This window comes from Nocardia vulneris (assembly GCF_001613425.1).
Lineage (GTDB): Bacteria > Actinomycetota > Actinomycetes > Mycobacteriales > Mycobacteriaceae > Nocardia > Nocardia vulneris.
In genome coordinates, this window is sequence record NZ_BDCI01000008.1 from 336,207 (window position 1) to 351,846 (window position 15,640).

A 15,640-nucleotide genomic window follows, 5' to 3' on the forward strand; every position below is an offset into this window, starting at 1 on the left:
TCCGTCATTCCCGGGTCTGTCCTGGACGCACGCGATAACCTCGTGTCCATGGGGCGATTCGGTGGATTCCTGATCGGGTTCGCTGCGCTATCGCTGGTGGCGGGCCACGGCGTCGTCGCGAGCGCGCAGGCGGCGCCTGACCGGATATCGGAGACGGCGAGTTGTGCGGTGTCGTCCGGTCGCGATTTCGCCAGGGCCGAACCGGAGCAGGTCGGCGTGGACCGGCAACGGCTCAGTGCCGCATTGCAGTTCGCCGCCACCCGAAACCGGTTGAACGTCCAGGTGTTCCGGCACAACTGCCTGATCGGCGAAGGGCCGACGAACGCGCAGACCGGTGATACTGCGTGGAACATCTGGAGTGCCACGAAGAGTGTGGTCTCGCTGCTCGCCGGAATCGCCTGGGACCAGGGCAAGCTCGATATCGACGCCCGCATAGACCGGTACCTGCCGCCCGGCCTCGGCGATGCCGAGCATCGCTCGATCACCGTGGCGAATCTGCTCACCGAGACCTCGGGGATGAAGGTCGGCGTGCTGACCGAGGGTGCCACCGCGGTGATTCCGATCGATCCGAACAGCGCGGTGCAGGCGTTGGGGGTGCCGCTGGACAACCCGCCCGGCACCGTTTTCAGCTACAGCCAGCGCAACGTCGATCTGCTCACCTACGTCATGGAGCTGGCGATCGGCGAACCGCTCCAGCAGTTCGCGCAGCGCGAGCTGTTCGACCCGCTCGGCATCGAACGCGGCGACTACTACTGGGCGCGGGACCGTTCCGGACATACCTACGGCTACGCCCACTTGATGATCCCGCCCAACGACTTCGCCAAGCTCGGACTGCTCGTCAGCAATGACGGGCGCTGGGGCACAACGCAACTCGTCTCGCGGGAGTATCTGCGGCAGGCGCGCACACCGTCGGCGACCAACCGCTGCTACGGCTATCTGTTCTGGCTCGGGCCGGGTTGCGCCGAGTCCGCGGCCATTCTGCCGTCCGATGTGTACATGATGGCCGGACTCGGCATGCAGAACGTCTTCATCATGCCGAGTCTCGATCTCACGGTGGTGTGGACGGGGTTCTACGGCAACGTCAGCCAGTACGGTCTGTCCGGCGTAATCCAGAACACCCAGGAACTGCCGTACGAGTTCTTCCGCAGGCTCTTCGCGGCATTTCACGAGCCGCCGATCCCCGACCCGGGGCCGTACGTCGAACCGCCGATCCGGCTCAACCCCGGCCAGTTCGTCGACTTCAACTTCGTGCTGGCGGTTTTCGGCGCGGGGCCGTTCGCCTATCCCGGCTGCAACGTCCTGTCCTGCCTGAATTCGCCACTCGCGCCGCCATTCTGGGACACCGCGCCGGGTTGCGCCATCATGGTCTGCCTGGGCCCCGGCGCACCCGGCATTCGCAGGTAGCGCTCGTTCGATCCGCTAGGCGCAGTGCGGTCAGGGGTTCGCTCGGCGGGTGGGTGGGGCAACGTGGTTCGGTGGAAGGGGCAGCCTGCTGCGGAGGGTGCACCGCGGCAACTCGCGTCGGTCTCGGCGCGAACGCCTACGACCGCATGTAGTAGGCCTGGTCCGGGTGGACCAGGCTTTCCGGCCGACTGCTACAGCAGACCCCACCAATACAGCACACAGGCCAATACCCAGACCACCACGGTTTCCATCGTCGTTCCAATCTCCTTGGCGCACTTGTCTCCATCATCGGCTATCCGGGACCGCGTGCTACAAACTCCGCACATTCGTCGCCGTATCGGCACCATCACCTGCAATTTTTCCCCTACAAGGTGTTCTTAAGTGCGTGCTAAGCCGCCGACGGCATTGTTTGAGTCACACCGAATACACCGGGTGCTCCGGTTGACGGGGTGCAGAGCCACCACCGGGGGTGGGGAACGGGGCTCGACCTGTCTTCGAGGGGTTGGCAGGTCGGGTCCCGGGGGTTGAGAGTGCCTGCCGGGCCGGTCCACGAGGGGTGACCGGCTCGGTAGGCCACTCGGGACGCGGGCATACGCCTTCGATGGCTCTTCCCGGAGCTGGCGGGCAACTCGGTGTTGCCACTGCCGAAGGTAACCACGGGGTGCGCAGGCGCCGGTCCCGGGTCGGACGGGCGGCCGGACCGGTTTCGGAGGGTGATCGGTCCGGGCAGCGCGACTGGAACTTGTTCTAGACACTTTTGCGATTTTGTCTTACCGTCACTACATGTTGATCGATGCGTATCGTCCGGCTCCGGTCTTCGAGTTGCGCTCCGGCCCCACCTGGCTTTCGCCCTGGGCGATGTATGCCGCACTGCGCGAGCAGGATCCGGTCCACCACGTGGTGCCGCCGGCCCGCCCGGCCGACGACTACTGGGTGCTGACCACCCATGAGCACGTGTACGCCGCCGCCCGCGACAGCGCGACCTACTCCTCGCGCGACGGACTGACCGTGGAATACGGCGAACTGGAACAGATCTGCCTCACCGACAATCCGCCGCTGGTGATGCAGGATCCGCCCGAGCACACCGACTTTCGCAAACTCGTCGCCCGGGGCTTCACGCCGCGCCAGGTGTGCGACGTGGAGCCGGTGGTGCGGCAGTTCGTGCGCGAACGGCTGGACGGCCTCGCCGCCGACGGTGGCGGCGATATCGTCGCGCGGCTGTTCAAACCGCTGCCGAGCATGGTGGTCGCGCACTACCTGGGCGTGCCCGCCGCAGACCGGGGCCGGTTCGACGGCTGGACCGACGCCGTCGTCGCGGGCAGTACCGATCGGGCGAGTACCCAGGCGATGCCCGCTTCGATGGCGATGATGGGCTACTTCGCCGAGCTGATCAAGCGGCGCCGAACCGATCCGGGCGACGATACGGTGTCGCTGCTCGTACAGGCGGGGATGGCGGCCGACGATGCCGATGTCCGTGGCCTGGTACAGATCCTGGCCTACACCTGGACCATGGTGGCCGGGGGCAACGACACCACGACAGGCCTGCTCGGGGGTGCGGTCCAACTGCTGCAACAACATCCGGACCAGCGGGCCGCGCTGGTCGCGGACAAGGACCGGATCCGCACGGCCATCGAGGAATTCGCCCGGCTCACCGCGCCGGTGCAGTGTCTGGCGCGCACCGCGACGCGGCCACTTCAGCTGGGCGGCAAGGAGATTCCCGCCGGACGCAAGGTGCTCCTGGTCTTCGGCTCCGCCAACCGGGACGAACAAGCGTTCGGCGCCGACGCCGCCCAGCTCGACATCGAGCGGAATCCGCAGCGCATCCTCACCTTCGGCCACGGACCCCACCACTGCCTCGGTGCCGCGGTCGCCCGTATGCAGGCCCGGGTCGCGCTGGAGGAACTGCTCGATCGCTTCCCCGACTATGTGGTGGACAGGGATTCGGTCGAATACGCGCCCGGACCATACGTCCGGCGGCCGACCACCCTTGCGTTCCGGTGCGCGGCATGAGCGGCTGGCTGTCGGACGATCGCGCGGAACTGGCGAGTGAGCGCATCCTCGACGCGGTCCGCGCACTGTTCATCGAAAAGGGCGTCAGCGGTATCGGCATGGCCGAAGTGGCCGAGGCCGCAGGGTGTTCGCGGGCGACGCTCTACCGCTACTTCGAGAATCGCCAGGCGCTGTACGTGGCCTTCGCCGGGCGCGAGGCGCGCCAGGTGGTCGAACGGGTGTGGCGTGATCCGGCCCGCCCGGCGGCGACGGACCCGGCGGACCGCCTGCTCGACGGGCTCACCGCCTTGCTCGCGGAGGTGCGCAAGACCCCGCACCTGGCAGTATGGTTCGCTGCGGAGAATGCCGGAATCGTTGCGCAGCTGTCGAATTCATCCGCCGTGCTGGACGCGCTAGCCGCTGACTTCGTGTCCGGATTCCGCCCCGACCTGCCCGCGAAGGCGGCGCAACGCGTCGGCCAGTGGGTGATCCGGGCCATGGTCTCGCTGCTGACACTGCCCGGGGACGGTGCAGACGAAGAGCGAATCATGTTGCGTACCTTCGTGCTGCCGTTTCTGCTGGACGAGCGGACCGTGGTCGAGTAACCCGACTACCCGGCGGTGCTGAGTGCCGGGTAGTCGGGCAGCTCGTAGGATTCGGTCTTGGTGAACATCTTCATCATCAACGGCCGCAGCACCTTCGAGGTCATCAGTTTGCTGAGCGTCTGGCCCGCGCGGATGCCCAACGCGGTCTGGGGCGTCATGGCCTTCAGGCCGCCGGGGGCGAGTTCCTGCGCCTTCGCGATGAACGGGCGCAGCACCTCCTCGTAGCGGGTCAGCGCCAGCTCGGGATCTGCGGCGTGCGAGGAGATTTCACCGGCCAGCACGTAGGCGCCGAGCAACGCCATCGCGGTGCCCTGTCCGGACAGGGGCGAGCCGCAGTAGCCCGCGTCGCCGAGCAGCACGACCCGGCCCTGCGACCAGGCGGGCATATCGATGCGCGCCAGCTCGTCGAAATAGAAGTCGGTCGCCTCCGGCATCGCCGCGGCGATCCGCGCCGCCTCCCAGCCGCCGCCCGCCAGCTTGCGCCGGAGCAGGTCCTGCTGGGCCGCGACATCGCGGCGCAGCGCGGGGTCGGCCGGCATGCGCACCGTGATCAGCGCCTTCGAGGTGGCCGGGTCGGCGTCCGGGCGCAGTCCGATATTGGCCGCGCCGACCAGCGAGTGCATGGTGAACCAGTGGTCCTCCGCGTCCGCGGCGCTGGGCAGGGTGAAGAAGGACATGTACCCGCCGAGATAGGTGGAGAACTGCTCCTCGGGGCCGAACACCATCCGGCGGGTGGCCGAGTGCAGACCGTCCGCGCCGATCAGCACGTCGTAGCGGGCGCTCGTGCCCGATGCGAAGGTGACGTCGACGCCGGTTCCGTCCTGGCGAACATCGGTGATCCACTCGCCGTAGCGGTAGTCCACGCCGCCTTCGGCCGCCAGCGCGTCGAGCAGGACCTGATTCAAATCCCCACGGGTGATCTCGATTTCGGCGATGGCGCCCTTGCCGTCGAACAGCTCGGTCGGCATCCGGACGACGTCGCGGCCCGCGGCGTCGACGAACTTCATGCCGCGCTCGTCCAGCTGGACGGCGCGGATGCCCGGCATCAGGCCCATCCGCTCGGCCACCTCGGCGCTCGGCCCCCGCAGGTCGACCGCTTGTCCGCCCGGTCGCGGTGCGGCGGCGCGCTCGACCACGGTGGCCCGGATGCCGGACCGAAGCAGTTGCAACGCAACGGCATTGCCGCCGATGCCGCCGCCGGCGACGAGGACGCGGGGCTGGGTGTGGGTGCTCATCTGCTGTTCCCTTGCTTGCTCGAATGTCTTAGACATATGTCTACAGCAGGCTGAGACATATGTCTAGTACAAATGTGCAAGACGAGCGTGCAGATGAGATCAGCGCTGGATATAGGCCTTCCACCCGCCGAACGCGGTGATGTCGGTGCCGGTGAGCGCGGCGTCGTAGGTGCACGCGAAACCGATCACCGAACGGCCATCGGACAGTTCGATGCTGGTCAGCGCCATGGGGGCGGGCAGGGCCGCCAGGAACTCGCCCAGCCCGGCGGTAGCGACGCGGAACAGTTCGCCGACGATGGGGGCGCCCAGGCCCGCGCCGTGCCGCACGAGTCCGGGTTTCGGCGGTGTGGTGTCCAAGGCGGTCAGGCGGTAGGCGTCGGTCGTGCGGATGTCTCCGGCGAAGCGCGCGCCGATCTGCTCGAGCTGCCAGTGCAGCGGTTGGCCGCGCAGGTGCGCGCCGAAGACGGCGAGTTCGACACCGCTCTGTATCAGCAGTGGCGCCGATTCGGCGCCGAGCAGACGGGCGGCCAGATCGATGCCGACTTGATCGGCGAACGTGGCGGTCACCAGCATGACGCCGAACGGCGCGCCGTCGGCGGTGGGCGCGCCCGGCACCGCCACGGCCGCCAGATCGAGCAGGTTGCAGAAGTTCGTGTAGGTGCCGAGGCGGCGGTTGATACCCAGCGGATCCGCCTGCACCGCAGCGATACTCGGATGCTCGGTGGTGGTCGGCAGCAGCAGAGCGTCGTAGTCCGTCAGCAGTTCGGCGGCGGCTGCACGGGCGCGTGCCAGCGTGTCGAGGTCTGCGGCAAATCCCGGACCCGTTGTCGCACCGGCGGATTCGATGATCGCGGCGACCGTCGGGTCCGCGCCGGCGGGCGCGGTGGCCAGGAACTCGCCGACCGCGGCATGGCGTTCGGCGACGATCGCGCCGTCGTAGAGCAACCGCGCGGCCTCGAGCAGGCCGGAGATGTCGACCTCTTCGAGCTTTGCACCGGAATCGGCTGCGGCGGCGATAGTTCTGGCGAACGCCTCGCGATACGGTGCGCACAGTGCGACGAGGTCCGCGGCCCGCGGTACCGCGATGCGCGCCGCCGCCGGTGCCGCCAACCGGACATCGGCAGGCCAGGGGCGACTGCGCGGATCGCGTGGCTCGGGCCCGCACATCACCGCGGCCGCCGCCACTGCCGTGTCGAGATCGTCGGCGAAGACGGTGACCGCGTCGTAGTCCGCGCACGCGGGCACCACGCCGTGCGCCGGAATGATGCCCAATGTCGCTTTGAGGCCGACGATTCCGTGATAGGCCGCGGGCACGCGGCCGGAACCCGCGGTGTCGGTACCGATCCCGAGATCGGCGATGCCCAACGCGACGGCCACCGCCGAACCCGAACTGGACCCGCCGGAGACCAGCGCCGGGTCGTGCGCGTTGCGCACCGCGCCGTACGGGCTGCGCGTGCCGACCAAACCGGTCGCGAACTGGTCGAGATTGGTCTTGCCGAGCACGACCGCGCCCGCTGCGACCAGCCGTTCGATCGCCGACGCGGTGTGCTGTGCGGTGTAGGCGAATTCGGGGCACGCCGCCGTGGTCGGCAGGCCAGCCACATCGATATTGTCCTTGACCGCGACCAGCAGACCGGCCAGCGGCAGCGCCGCGCCCGCGGCCAGCCGCGCTTCGATCGCCGCCGCCTCGGCGGCGACCGCCTGCTGGTCGCGCAGCGTGATCCAAACCTCGGGCCGGTCCACCTCCGCGATCCGCTGGTAGGCGGCGGCCACGCGTTCGGTGGGTGTCTCGGCTGGGTCGCCGGTGGTCATTCTGTCGACTCCGATCACTGCTGGTGGGATTCCGGTTCGGCGTGGTCTATTCGGCGGCCATCGCGGCGATGGCTCGGGTGACGCGGTCGAGGACCACGTCGAGCGATGCGCCGATATGTGTGTGCAGCAGCCGGTAGGCGAGCGAAAGATCCTCGGCCAGTACGGCATCGAGGATGCCGAGGTGCTCGGCGATGGTGGTCTCGATGCGGTTGTTGACCATGAAGTCGTACATCCGGACGTGCCGGATGCGGGAGTTCACCGCCTGCAGCGCCCGCACCATTTCGGCGTTGCCCGCGGCGGTGAGCAGCGTGACGTGGAATTCCTCGTCGCGCACCACGAATCCCGGTTCCTGTGCCGGCGGGTCGGCGCGCAGTGCCAGCCACGCATCGCGTTCCGCCGCGAGCAGGGCACGATCGTGGGACACCGTGGGATTCATCAGCGCACGCTGTATTCCGCCCAGCTCCAGCGTGATTCGCAGCTCGTAGAGGTCGCGAATCAACGGAATGCTCGGACGCACCGGGCTGAACCCGAACTCCTCGCGTTGCAGCAGGCCGTCCGCGCAGAGCACGGTCAACGCCTCACGAATCGGTGTCCGTGAGATCCCGAACCGCGCCGCCAGCTTCGGCTCGGTCAGCCGCTCCCCGAACCTGATGTCCCCATTCATCAACTCCCCGCGCAGCGCCACATACACCACATCCCGCAGCGCCCGCCCACCCGCACTCTCCAGCGTTCCCGCCCGTGTCGACATACCTGTATACGCTACCCACCTCGCATTTCATCCACATGACCCCAAGTAAGCACCCCGTAACCCCCCGCCCTCAAAGCATCAACAACTCGGCCCGCAGCTTGGGATACGGATCCACGATCCGCCGCGGCACCTCCGCCCGGACGACCGATCTGAGCTCCAGCAACTTCGGGCCGGCGACGTAGTGGCGTGCGCGGGTCTCGCCCCGCGCGGCCAGCAGTCCGATCTCGGTCAAGGCTTTGAAGTCGCGCGAGGCGGTGCGCTCATCGATCGCCGCGCGCACGAGGTAGCCGTGCCTGCGGATGCGGAACCCGATCAACGCGTCGTACAGGATGTCGGTAACCCTTTCGGGCAGTTTGAGTTCGGTGGTCCGCTCATCGAGGCGTAGCCAGGCGCGTTCGGTGCGCCGTAGTCGCCCCTCGACCGTTTGGGCTTGGATGTCATGGGCACGCAGGTTGAACTTCAGCCACAGCCCGGCGTCTCGTGCCGGAGACCAGACGCCGGCACCCGTGATCGCCAGAATGCGGTAGTAGTCCTCGGTATTCACGCCGAGCCATTCCTCGATACTGCAAAAGGTCGGTTCGGCGAGACCACCGCGGGAGACGACGAGAGTTTGTAGTGCGCGAGCCATTCGGCCGTTGCCGTCGCGAAAGGGATGGATCATCACGAGATTCAGATGCGCCATCGCACCAGCGACGATCGGATCGGTCTCGTTTCCCAACGTGTCCGCGAATTCGGCCATCAACGCCGGAACCATCGCTGAACCCGGGCCCTCGTAGACCGCATCACCGGTGGATTCATCGCGCACGTAGATCGCTCCGGCGCGGTACTGGCCGGGGCTCTTGGACAGATCGTGGCCGAGCATCATGAAATGCAATGCCTTGATGGTGGATTCGTCGACGGACGCACTGCCCTGCGCCACGGTGAGGACATAGCCGAGGGCCTGCCGGTAGCCGCGGATCTCGGCGAAGGTCTGTTCGTCCGCGGTCAGCGCCTCTTCGTAGTCGACGGCAGCCGCCGCGTCATCGGTTTCGACGTGGTAGCCCTCGATGCTGTTCGAGCCCCGGATGGCGCGGGCCATGAGATTGCGGCGCAGCAAACCGGGCCATCGTTTCGGCACCCGCATCGCCGAGGCCAGATTGTCCCGACGACGGTAGATTCCGGCGAGCACGATCTGGTCGGTGGGGTCCAGCTCGGGGGTTGTGTAAAGCAACGGCTCACCTCCATGTCTCGATGTCTCTAATCTTAGGACAGAAATTACAAACTGTCTTAAAATTAGGGACAACAGGACGCTGTGGCCTGGCCAGGGCAGTCCTTCCGTATGTCGAGAACGGTGCGCGGGGGGTTGGCTGGGGGTGGGAAGGGGCGCACACTTTTAGGGTCGGCGGGCGTGGGAACGGGGCTGGTCCGGTTGGATGAGGTGGCGTGTGCGCGCCGGGACGCGATGGGGTGCTGAGTCGTGATGGGCTACCGCGAGCACGGGGAACAGGCCCGGATCGAGCAGGTGCCGCTGTCGCAGCTCTCGCTCGAGGTCGGCCATTTCTCGGTGCATCAGATCGCACACGACATGGATCAGGTGCTGCGCCGATTTCGCGGGATCGCCCCGTTGGTCGAGGCGTTCATCGCCGTCGCCCGGGCGGAATTCGGCTCCCGGGTGCGGGTGAGTACCTGCTATTTCCTCGACGACTACACCGCGCCCAACGCCGATCCGCGCGACATTCTCGGCAAGTTGCTCACCGCGGCGGACGAAACCGGCGTGCGGATCGATTATCTGGCCCGCCAATCAGGCTGCGCGGCGGCGATTCCACGCGATGACGGCGAGCCATCGGGCGCGCCGATCAGCCTCGCGGAGCTGGTCGCCGCGAGTATCGTTGCCGAGCCGGATGTTTCGTCATCGGCTGGGCGTCGCCCGCCGACCGCGGAGTCCGGCTGGTTGTGCAACGGCCGCCGCCCGTCGGAGGGGGAACAACCGCAGCACCGGTGGATGCTGCCGTTCCGGCCCGCGGAAGAGTTCGGCCGCAGCGAGCATTCGATCTTCCTGGATGTGCAGCTGTGGAGTGAGCGCACCGAGTCCGCCAACGGGCGCAATGAAATTCACCGCCGGTGGTCGGCGCCGATGCTCACCGCGGTCTGGCAGCTGCTGCGGCTCGGCGTGCTGCGGTACCGCGGCGCGGCGGTCGTGCGGCCGCAGGTCGTCGCGCCGGAAGCGCAGTGGCCCAGCAGGTGGCAGGAGCTACCGGCGGTAATACAACTGGACCCCGGCGCGCCTCCGTTCGCGGCCTACCGGTTGATGTCTATCGTGCCCAAACATCGTGCCGCTCTGGTGCATTCGACCCAGCTGATCCTGGATCACCTGGATGTGGATCGTGCCGTGCTAGATCAGCTCATCGCCCGCGGCGCCGCGGAGGAGGTGCCGGTGACGGTGTCGCGCAAAGTCTCCGACCGGGTTTCCCATTTGCTGTGGGACGGAACGTGAATGGCTTGCGCTCGACGTTACGGGAATCGTGCTCCGGTCAGAGTTTGTACTCGAGTATGTCGCGAGGCTCGCCGATGCCGAAGTAGTGTTCCTCATAAGCGGTCCAGGTGAAACCCATTCGCTTGTACAGGTTATAGGCCGACTGGTTGGTTGGCCGGACGGTTATCAGAATGCTGCGCACCGAGTGTCGGCTGCACAGCTCTATCGCCTGCGCCAAAAGGGTTGACCCGTAGCCCCGGCCGCACTTGCTCTCGGTGACGGCGAAGCTGAGCAGCCAGGCGCGCCGATCGGGGGTGAGGGCGACCAGCAGGTGCCCGCAGACGACGTCGTCCACCTCCGCGACCAGCCAGTCGCAGCCGTGCAGGTCGAAGAGCTGGCGCAACACGAAGTAGGGGTAGGCGTCGGGGCCGAATCGTTCCTGCTCGACCGCCGCGACACGGGCGAGATCGGCGAGTGCGGCCAACCGGTACACGGGCGTCGATGACGCTGTCGCGATGTCCACTGTGTTCCCTTGCGCGGTAACGCGGGTCATAAATCAACAGCGTAGGCGTTTGCTCGCATGTTCGGCGGGCGCACGGCACACGCTGTCCGGATCGAGGTAGTTTATGCGCCATTGCGTTATTCCGTCGGGGCGGCCCCGGGATGACCGGGGTGGCACCGGTGGTAATTCGGCGGAATATTTCGTTGCTCGATATTCGCGGATATGCGCCTCAGGCGGTGTTTCCGGTTCCTTCGCCGCCTCGAGCGACCCGAATATGCTGCGCAGTGACCGCTTCGGCGGCGTCGCTCGCCAGAAACGCGACCACTTCCGAGATTTCGGTTGTTTCGCTCACGGGGCCGAGGAGTCGCGCCGCGTTCGGATCGGGGCTGCCGGTCGCCGCGCTCACCGCGTTGACGGCGATGCGCCGCGGCGTGAAGTCCGCGGCCAGTACGCGGGTGAACTCCGCGATTGCCCCGGTGGCGGCCTCGTCGACGGTGGTGCTCGGGGGTGCCGCGTTCGCGACGGTGATGACCCGCCCGCCGTCGGCCAGGTGTGCCGAGGCGAGTTGCAGGCCGTGCAGCACGCCCCGCGCCGGTGTCGCGAAGGCGCTGTCGAATTCGTCCGCGGTGAGCTCGGCCAGGGGAGTGGTGAGCGCGGCAGCCGGGGTGGTCACCAGCACATCCCACTGCCCGCACTCTTCGAGCAGGGCCTGCACCAGCTCCTCGTATTCGAGGCGATCGCCGATATCGGCCGCGAGTGCCAGCGCCGAACCACCGGAGCCGGTGATCTCCTTGACCACATCGGCGGCCGATTCCGGTGCGTGCGGATGCTGGATCACCACCTGCGCGCCCTGCGCGGCGAGCGAAACGGCGATCTCCTTGCCGACGCCGGTGTCGCCACCGGTGATCAGCACGGTCTTCCCGGCCAGCGTTCCGGTGACGTCCTCGGCGGGTGCGCGCATGACTCAGCCTTTCGGAGGGGGCGAAACCGATTCTGCCCCAAGGCGAGCCACCCTCCCGGTCGAACCGCGCCGATCAGTGCGATGGTGAGGGGTGTCACCCCGGTGTGCTGCGCCAGGCGGGGCGGCGGGCATTGGTGAGCCACCGCAGGATCCATTCGGCGGGGCCGTACCGGTAGCGGCGCAACCACACCGCGCTGACCGCCAGCTGAAGTCCGAAGACGAGCACCGCCACCGCCATGGTCGCGCCCGGCGACAGACGGCCCGCCCAGCCGAGACCGATCCCGGTGAACAGGAGCAAGCCGATCGCGGATTGACCGAGATAGTTCGTCAGCGCGATCCGTCCGGCCGGGGCCAGCGCGGTGCGGAGCCACGCGGTGCGGGGGCTGTGCATCAGCCGCAGCAGCGTCGCGACGTACGCGGCCGACAGCAGGGGCGCGGTAGCAACGCTGATCGCCACCGCGAGCGTCGTGCCGGTGCCACCGCCGAGGGTGTAGAGCACGCTGCCCGCGAGGCCGATCGAGAAGCCGATCCACTGGATGCGGCGCAGCACCGGCTCGTCGCCCCGCACCCGCGCCAGCAGCTTGCGGCGACCCGCGACCAGGCCGAGCAGGAACATCGCCAGCGCGGTCGGCCCCTGCAGGGTGACGGCCTGCAGGATCAGCAGCGGGAGTCCGTCCAGGTGGGTGCCGATGATCTCGCCCCAGCCGCCGAGCATGGCCGCGGTTGTTTGCTCGGCGTTGGCTCGCGCCTGTTCCGGCGTGGGCAGCCAGGCCGCCGTATCCAGGAACAAGCCGCTGATCAGCAGGCTTGACAGCACCAAGCCGTAGAGCACGCCGGCGATGCGTAGCGCGGTCCGGTCGGTGACCCGCCGCAACAGGAAAAGCGCGAGGCAGGCGAGCGCGTACGTGGTGAGCACGTCGCCGCCGTACAGGAACACGATGTGCGCGACACCGATGAGGAACAACCCGGCGATGCGCCGCAGCATGCGCGGTTCGAACGCCGCGCCCGCGTCGGCCGCCGAGGTCAGCTGCAAGGTGAAGCTGTAGCCGAACAGGAACGAGAACAGCAGATAGAACTTCATGTCGACGAAGACCGTGGACAGTCCGCGGACCACCTCGTCGACCGGGCCGGCGAATGCCGGATCGGTCACCAGGTTCCCCGGGTAGCCGGACGACATGAACGTGATGTTGACGATGAATATGCCCAGCAGGGCGAAGCCGCGTAGTGCGTCTACGTCGTAGACGCGGGTACGCGGCGTGACCAGTTGATCGGTCATGGCTGCCAGCTTCCTCGATTGACCGCGAATCTTAAATGTCTGATGGATACTATCCAATAGATACTATCTGTGCGGCTAGTATGCAACCGGTCCTGATGTACCGATCCCGAGGAAGGTGCCCGCAGTGCCCGACGAGGCAATGCCCGCAGAACTGAGCAGGTTGTGGCGGCTCGCTTCGCCGCCGCAGCGGTTGGGGCGGCCCGCCGAGCTCGACGTCGACCTGGTGGTGCGCAAGGCTGTCGAACTGGCCGACCGTGCTGGGCTCGCGGGCGTCACGCTGATGAAAGTCGCTGCCGCCCTGGGCTTCACGAAGATGGCGCTGTACCGGTACGTCGGGTCCAAGGACGAGCTCTTCGAGCTGATGGCCGATCACGCGGCGGGCCCGCCGCCGGAATTCCCGCTCGCGCCCGCTGATTGGCGCGCGGAACTGCGTCGCTGGGCGCACGCGATGCGCGCCACCCATCTGCGGCATCCGTGGCTGCCGCAGCTGCCGATCTCGGGTCCGCCACGCGGCCCGAACACCGTCGGCTGGATGGACGCGCACCTGCGCGTGCTGGCCGGCACACCACTCGACTGGGCCACCAAAGTCGCGGTCATGATGCTGGTCAGCGGTCACGTCCGGCAAGCCAGCCTGCTCACCCAGCAGCTGGCCGAAGGACGCGCGGACACCGGCCTCGACGAGGCTCAGGTCAACCAGGCCTACACCCGCTCCCTGGCCGCCCTGGTCGACCCGTCCCGCTACCCGGAAGCCGCGAAACTCTTCAGCTCCACCGTCTTCGACCCCCCACCCGCCACCCCCGCCGACCCCACCGAAGACCCGGACTTCACCGCCACCCTGGAGATCATCCTCAACGGCATCGCCCAAGAAATAGCCGCCGCCGAGCGAGCCTGACCTACCCCGGATACGACTCTGCCCCGACCGATGAAGGCCGGGGCAGAGTGTTCGTCTCAACCACGAGTCGGGGTGACAGGATTTGAACCTGCGACCTCTTCGTCCCGAACGAAGCGCGCTACCAAGCTGCGCCACACCCCGTGAATCGAACCTGCAGTAGCTTACAACAGGGACGGCCTGGACGTTAAACCGCCTGTTCAGCGGGGGTATCGCGACGTGGTCTAGCCGTCGTGCGCGCGGATGCTGGTGAAGATGCGCTTGGCGGTGTCGGCGTCGAGGGCGTTCGGCACGCCGGTGTCGGCGGCGATCACCATGACGAAGTTGCCGCTGTCGGTGGGGTAGGCCACGGTGAAGACGGAGTAGGCCGTCGCGCAGCCGGGCTTGGCCTGGGTGACGGTGCCTTTGGTCTCCACGAACATGCCGTGCTGGGTGCCGTCCAGCGATTCGAGCGGCACCGGCGCGCTCGGCGTGCCGTTGGACGAGGCGGTGTAGGCCAGTTTGGCCGTCCGGGTGCCGAGATCGGTTGCCGCCGTTGCGGAATCGGGGCTCTGCGAACCGGTGAGGAAGGACACGGTGCGAGTGGAGCCGGGGCAGTAACCCTTGCCGTCGCTGGCATATCCCTTGCCCGCGACCGCGTTCGGTGGTTCGCCGAACCCGCCGATGGCCGTCTCCGGTGCGATCGTCCAGCCGGTGGGCACGTCGTACGCGGCGCCCCGGTCGGGCGCGACGACGACCTGATAGCCGGGGATCACCGGGGTTTCGTTGCGGCCGTTGGGGTTGGTCGTCGGCGCCGCGGAGGTGGTCTTGGTCGGCGCCGGCTCGGTGCTGGCGCTCGGCGTGAGCGCGCTCACCATGGACGGCGAGTTCTCTTGCGCCGCAGAGTCGTCCGAGCCGCGCTTGGCCAGCGTGACCGCCGTCACCGCACCCGCCACGACCAAGAGCACCACGAGCCCGATCAGCAGCGCCGCTTTGCCGCGGCCACCCGGTTGTTGTCCACCCATGCCGGGGCCGGGTGCCTGCGGCGGCCCGCCGAACCCGCTCTGCGGCCCGTAGCCGCTCGGCTGGCCGTACTGCGGCGCGCCGTACGCGGGGGCCTGATACTGCTCGATCGGCGGCACCTCGCCGTACTGGCCGGGTGCCGGTTGCCATTGCAGCCCGGGGTCGGGCTGACCTAGTCGAGTGGCCTGTGGATAACCGAGCAGCGTCGGCGCGGCTTCGGCCGCGCGATGCTGATTCGGGTCGGCCCCCAGGCTCGGCTGCCACAGCCCTGCCGATTCACCGAAACCGCCGCCCGGCGCGGTGCCGCCGGGCACCGGCTGTGCCAGCAGCGTCGGGTCGGCCTGCGCCGGGGACTGCCATGCCGCGGGCTGGGCGGTGCCGCCCGGCTGCCACTGCACTGTCGGCGCGGGCGCGCTCGGCCCCGGCTGCCACTGATAGTTGGGGCGAGCCTGATTCGGGTCGGCTCCGGCATGCTGGTCGGGCACGGCGGCATTCGGCTGCCATTGCAGCGTGGGATCGGCGCCCTGGCCCGCTTCGGCCTGGCGTTCGGCCCAGCCGGCCGGCGGCTGCCAGGTTTGATGGAAGCCGGAGTCCCGCTTCCACGGTCGGCCCTGCTGTTCGGCACCCGCGTCCTGGGGTGCGGACGGGTCGAATTGGGCGTCGCCGGACGGGTACGGGTACGGCACACCGGGCTGGCCCAGAACCGTCGGGTCGTTGCGCCGGTCGTCGAATCCACTCACAGTTGTCCCCTGCCTGACACAAGTC

The 15,640-nt window shown here is 68.0% G+C and carries 13 protein-coding genes and 1 tRNA gene; 5 read left to right on the plus strand and 9 right to left on the minus strand.

Going from position 1 to position 15,640, the window contains the following annotated elements; genetic code table 11:
* Positions 1-48: 48 nt before the first annotated feature.
* From NVU01S_RS12745 to NVU01S_RS12755, 3 genes are all read left to right on the plus strand, one after another.
* Positions 49-1,404 (plus strand): serine hydrolase domain-containing protein, encoded by a 1,356-nt coding sequence (locus NVU01S_RS12745; protein ID WP_043677518.1) that lies wholly within the window; start codon positions 49-51, stop codon positions 1,402-1,404.
* Between the two features lie 783 nt (positions 1,405-2,187).
* The gene (locus tag NVU01S_RS12750) at positions 2,188-3,414 is read left to right on the plus strand and encodes a cytochrome P450 (RefSeq protein ID WP_043677516.1); all 1,227 of its coding nucleotides are present in this window, start codon (positions 2,188-2,190) and stop codon (positions 3,412-3,414) included.
* Positions 3,411-3,998, plus strand: a complete 588-nt coding sequence (locus tag NVU01S_RS12755; RefSeq protein WP_043677623.1) for a TetR/AcrR family transcriptional regulator — start codon at positions 3,411-3,413, stop codon at positions 3,996-3,998. Before NVU01S_RS12750 ends, NVU01S_RS12755 begins: the two co-directional genes overlap by 4 nt.
* Positions 3,999-4,003: 5 nt before the next feature.
* On the opposite strand, the gene NVU01S_RS12760 is transcribed toward NVU01S_RS12755, so the two are convergent.
* The 4 genes from NVU01S_RS12760 to NVU01S_RS12775 form a co-directional block, all read right to left on the minus strand.
* Positions 4,004-5,269 (minus strand): FAD-dependent monooxygenase, encoded by a 1,266-nt coding sequence (locus tag NVU01S_RS12760; protein ID WP_244467421.1) that lies wholly within the window; start codon positions 5,267-5,269, stop codon positions 4,004-4,006.
* Between the two features lie 63 nt (positions 5,270-5,332).
* Positions 5,333-7,045 carry an allophanate hydrolase gene (atzF, locus tag NVU01S_RS12765; protein ID WP_043677512.1) on the minus strand — a complete coding sequence of 571 codons (1,713 nt, stop codon included), beginning with the start codon at positions 7,043-7,045 and terminating at the stop codon, positions 5,333-5,335.
* A gap of 46 nt (positions 7,046-7,091) precedes the next feature.
* The gene (locus tag NVU01S_RS12770; protein ID WP_052281069.1) at positions 7,092-7,793 is read right to left on the minus strand and encodes a GntR family transcriptional regulator; all 702 of its coding nucleotides are present in this window, start codon (positions 7,791-7,793) and stop codon (positions 7,092-7,094) included.
* A 70-nt stretch (positions 7,794-7,863) separates the two neighbouring features.
* Positions 7,864-9,003 (minus strand): Fic family protein, encoded by a 1,140-nt coding sequence (locus NVU01S_RS12775; RefSeq protein ID WP_043677511.1) that lies wholly within the window; start codon positions 9,001-9,003, stop codon positions 7,864-7,866.
* 249 nt (positions 9,004-9,252) lie between these two features.
* Here NVU01S_RS12775 and NVU01S_RS12780 point away from each other — a divergent pair, with 249 nt between their 5' ends.
* The gene (locus NVU01S_RS12780; RefSeq protein ID WP_043677509.1) at positions 9,253-10,266 is read left to right on the plus strand and encodes an SCO2522 family protein; all 1,014 of its coding nucleotides are present in this window, start codon (positions 9,253-9,255) and stop codon (positions 10,264-10,266) included.
* Positions 10,267-10,303: 37 nt separating this feature from the next.
* On the opposite strand, the gene NVU01S_RS12785 is transcribed toward NVU01S_RS12780, so the two are convergent.
* From NVU01S_RS12785 to NVU01S_RS12795, 3 genes are all read right to left on the minus strand, one after another.
* Positions 10,304-10,729, minus strand: coding sequence for a GNAT family N-acetyltransferase (locus tag NVU01S_RS12785; RefSeq protein ID WP_167829428.1), 426 nt, complete (start codon positions 10,727-10,729; stop codon positions 10,304-10,306).
* 247 nt (positions 10,730-10,976) lie between these two features.
* A complete protein-coding gene (locus tag NVU01S_RS12790) occupies positions 10,977-11,708 on the minus strand; it encodes an SDR family NAD(P)-dependent oxidoreductase (RefSeq protein ID WP_063048105.1) in 732 nt (243 codons plus the stop codon).
* Positions 11,709-11,802: 94 nt separating this feature from the next.
* A complete protein-coding gene (locus NVU01S_RS12795) occupies positions 11,803-12,984 on the minus strand; it encodes a DUF418 domain-containing protein (protein WP_043678224.1) in 1,182 nt (393 codons plus the stop codon).
* Between the two features lie 124 nt (positions 12,985-13,108).
* On the opposite strand from NVU01S_RS12795, the gene NVU01S_RS12800 reads away from it, so the two are divergent.
* Positions 13,109-13,876: a TetR/AcrR family transcriptional regulator gene (locus NVU01S_RS12800; protein ID WP_209444863.1), complete on the plus strand. Its 768-nt coding sequence runs from the start codon at positions 13,109-13,111 to the stop codon at positions 13,874-13,876.
* A 67-nt stretch (positions 13,877-13,943) separates the two neighbouring features.
* Here the strand turns inward: NVU01S_RS12800 and NVU01S_RS12805 are convergent.
* Together NVU01S_RS12805 and NVU01S_RS12810 are read right to left on the minus strand one after the other, a co-directional pair.
* Positions 13,944-14,017 (minus strand) — tRNA-Pro (locus tag NVU01S_RS12805).
* A gap of 80 nt (positions 14,018-14,097) precedes the next feature.
* Positions 14,098-15,615, minus strand: coding sequence for a DUF8017 domain-containing protein (locus NVU01S_RS12810; RefSeq protein WP_043678222.1), 1,518 nt, complete (start codon positions 15,613-15,615; stop codon positions 14,098-14,100).
* Positions 15,616-15,640: the final 25 nt, after the last annotated feature.